The organism is Corynebacterium sp. HMSC05D03, from assembly GCF_001807205.1.
In the GTDB taxonomy this organism is placed as follows: domain Bacteria; phylum Actinomycetota; class Actinomycetes; order Mycobacteriales; family Mycobacteriaceae; genus Corynebacterium; species Corynebacterium aurimucosum.
This window is the reverse complement of sequence record NZ_KV788155.1, coordinates 1-3,230: the sequence shown is the minus strand read 5'-3', so window position 1 is coordinate 3,230 and position 3,230 is coordinate 1. Positions and strand designations below refer to the sequence as shown.

3 protein-coding genes are annotated in these 3,230 nt (G+C 55.5%); 1 reads left to right on the top strand and 2 read right to left on the bottom strand.

Annotation, left to right across the window (positions count from 1 at the left end; all coding sequences use genetic code 11):
- Positions 1-371: 371 nt before the first annotated feature.
- Positions 372-776, bottom strand: a complete 405-nt coding sequence (locus tag HMPREF3147_RS00015; protein WP_034664654.1) for a MerR family transcriptional regulator — start codon at positions 774-776, stop codon at positions 372-374.
- A 169-nt stretch (positions 777-945) separates the two neighbouring features.
- On the opposite strand from HMPREF3147_RS00015, the gene HMPREF3147_RS00010 reads away from it, so the two are divergent.
- Positions 946-2,505: a SulP family inorganic anion transporter gene (locus HMPREF3147_RS00010; RefSeq protein WP_070443139.1), complete on the top strand. Its 1,560-nt coding sequence runs from the start codon at positions 946-948 to the stop codon at positions 2,503-2,505.
- A gap of 169 nt (positions 2,506-2,674) precedes the next feature.
- Here the strand turns inward: HMPREF3147_RS00010 and HMPREF3147_RS00005 are convergent.
- A partial coding sequence (locus tag HMPREF3147_RS00005; RefSeq protein ID WP_246815660.1) for a hypothetical protein occupies positions 2,675-3,230 on the bottom strand: 556 nt, incomplete at its 5' end.

Genomic DNA, 3,230 nt, shown 5'->3' with positions numbered 1-3,230 from the left:
CCCAGAGGTCGTAGGTTCGAATCCTGCCCCCGCTACCAACTTCCAAGCCCCTACCAGGAGAAACACTGGTAGGGGCTTTAGTTATTTCTCTTAAGGCGCACGTCCAGGGACTCAAATCGGGACTTTAGCGATGGCATTTTGTCACTTAAGCCGGTTTGGAAGTGATGGGGTTAAGTGACAATTTTCGATTTTGTGACCTTGGATGACTGTGTCGTTTTGAGGAGTCGTCTGCACGGATTTCAGAAGTCCTCTGTACTATCGCCATCCACTCCGGAGAGGCCGCGGACGTTCGTCCACTTCATCTGGAACGCGATTCGACAGAGCGCATTCAATACGATGGTCTTTTTCTCCCTGCGAAGGATGGGGGCAGTTTAGGGTGCCAGGGTGTTGACCAGATCGAGGAATTCCTCAGCGTAGGCAATTTGCTTGCGTAGCTTTTCGTAGCGGGTGCGCGTCTCCTCACGAATGTCGGCAAGGGTGGCCTTGGCATTACTCCGTGCCTGCTGTGCGGTATCACTTTCCTGCCCGCCATCTGAACTATGAAGAATCTCCGCAGCTTCCAGGAATTCCCGCATCTGATCCAGAGTAAACCCCAGCGGTTTCATCCGTCGCACCAGCAAAACACGACGTACATCAGCCTCACTATAAAGCCTGAACCCACCAGGGCTACGCCCCGATGGGGTAATCAGGCCGACGTTGTCATAATAACGCAAGGTGGGAATCGACAACCCCGTCTGGTCAACGACCTCGCCGATCTTGAAATTACTGTTTTGCATTGCCTGTTCTCCTTCACGGTGATGTTGCCCACGGGTTCCTGTGCCTGGGTTGGCGGTTGAGTAAAACTCCCGCTACCATGACCACCATCACCAAACCTAAAGTTACTAGAGGGTTGGATTCCTTTCGGGCGTTCGCCCAGTTACCTATCCCCTCAAAGATTGGACATCTATGACTGAAACTAGCACGGCGGCCCCCCGCCCCCTCCTGAGTCCAGACGGCGCTGATGCCCCTACCGGGATCATCGCATCCTTCCGTTACGCATTTTCTTCCCCCGCCCGTATCCGTATAGAGATTCTGGCCGGACTGGCGGTATCCCTGGCACTGATCCCTGAGGCCATTGCCTTTTCCATCCTTGCCGGTGTTGACCCAGCCATGGGTCTGTTTTCCTCGGTAGTCATGGCCATTGCGATCGCCTTTACCGGTGGCCGCCCGGCAATGATCACCGGCGCCACCGGGGCTATTGCCCTAGTCATTGCTCCTGTGGCGCGTGGTTACGGGATGGATTATTTCATCGCCACCGTCCTGTTGGGCGGTGTCCTACAAATCGTGCTCGGCGCCCTCGGTGTGGCGAAACTTCAGCGTTTTATCCCCCGATCGGTGATGCTGGGTTTCGTCAATGCACTGGGCATTATGATTTTCACCGCCCAACTCGAACACCTCATTGATGTGCCTTGGATAGTCTACCCACTCGTCGGCTTGGGTGTGGTGATCATGATTTTCTTCCCCAAGCTCACCAGTGTGATCCCCGCCCCGCTGGTCACGATTATCGTGCTCACCGGTTTGGTCATTGCCGCCGGTTTGACTGTCCCGACGGTCTCGGACATGGGCAAGATGCCGGAGACCTTACCGTCCCTGTTTATTCCGAACGTGCCGTGGACGTTGGAGACCCTGCAGATCATCGCGCCTTATGCCCTGGCCATGGCCGTGGTCGGTCTCATGGAATCGTTGATGACCGCCAAGCTCGTCGATGACATCACCGACACTCATTCCGATAAAACTCGTGAATCCTGGGGACAGGGGGTGGCTAATATTGCCTCCGGTCTCTTCGGCGGCATGGGTGGCTGCGCGATGATCGGTCAAACCATGATCAACGTCCGCGAATCCGGGGCACGTACCCGCCTATCCACCCTGTTAGCCGGTGTGTTCCTGCTGGTCCTGGTCCTGGCACTGGGCGACATCGTTGGCATGATCCCGATGGCTGCGCTGGTGGCAATCATGATCATGGTCTCGGTCGGCACCATCGACTGGCACTCGGTGCATCCACGCACCCTTAAACTCATGCCGGTCTCTGAGACCATTGTTATGGCCGTGACGATTATTGCCACCCTAGCCACCAGCAACCTGGCCATTGGTGTGGTGTTGGGTGTGGTCACCGCGATGATCATGTTCGCCCGTCGGATGGCACATATCGCTTCCATTGAAAAGGTCTCCGAGATCGACGGCGACGGCGATGGCGAGATTGATACTCGTACCTACCGGGTGCATGGCCAGTTGTTTTGGGCATCAAGCAATGACCTGGTTTATCGCTTTGATTACACCGATTCTGCCCGTCATATCACTATTGATCTCACTGAGGCGGAGATCTGGGATGCCTCCACGGTCGCGACCTTTGACGCGATTACGCAGAAGTTCCAGGACAGAGGCAAAACCGTGTCCATTATCGGGCTCGACGGTCCCAGTCAGGACCGGCTGAACCGCCTGTCTGGCCGGCTTGGCACCGGCCACTAACATCCCCCGACTCGAGCACATCGACTTGGCGCCCCAACTTATAACCGGGGCGCCAGTTTATTGGTGCTGTTGCAAAGTTGGGGCATAGGAAGAGCATAAAAGAAGCGTAGCGGTTAACCGCTACGCTGTGTTATGGGGATTTTTACTTTTTACGGTGCACGTGTTCTAGTTAGTGGTTCGTTTCTTTCCTCGGGTGATTGCGACGGTATTCCTCGACTAAGTGAGCAATACCCGGCGCAGCCTGGGACAACATCCAGGTCATAAGCGCTATAAGAACCCCTATGACGATAAGTGTTAACGCCAACCAGCCCAGTGTTGGGCCGATGCCGTTGGCCTCCTGGACGTGACCCCACAAGGCAGACACGCCGTCGGGTATGCCGAGCATACTTAGCAGCCCGTTCCCCAAGGCTCCGACAGCAACGAGTGCGATAGCAACGAAGAGAACACTGGCTGCAATCCACGAGGCAGACATGCAGGCCTTAATAAAGTTCGTGTTCGACTTTTCCATGTCGTCGTTGTACTTTTTGCGCTCTGCACGTATCTTCTCCAGCAGCTTTTCGTTGGACTCCTTCTCCTGGAGCAGGGCGCTGCGAGCCTTCTTAGATGCTTCTGCTGCCTTGTGCAGGCTTTCGGACTCTTTCGACATTGCCTCAGATACAGCTACTTCTACCAGCGGTTCCAGGCTAGAAGTCAGGCTCGAAGTCATCTGAGCGTTCAGGCTCTGG

Excerpts from the sequence above, each read along its gene's own strand:
- HMPREF3147_RS00015 (WP_034664654.1), bottom strand. The coding sequence starts at position 776 with ATGCAAAACAGTAATTTCAAGATCGGCGAGGTCGTTGACCAGACGGGG.
- HMPREF3147_RS00010 (WP_070443139.1), top strand. The coding sequence starts at position 946 with ATGACTGAAACTAGCACGGCGGCCCCCCGCCCCCTCCTGAGTCCAGAC.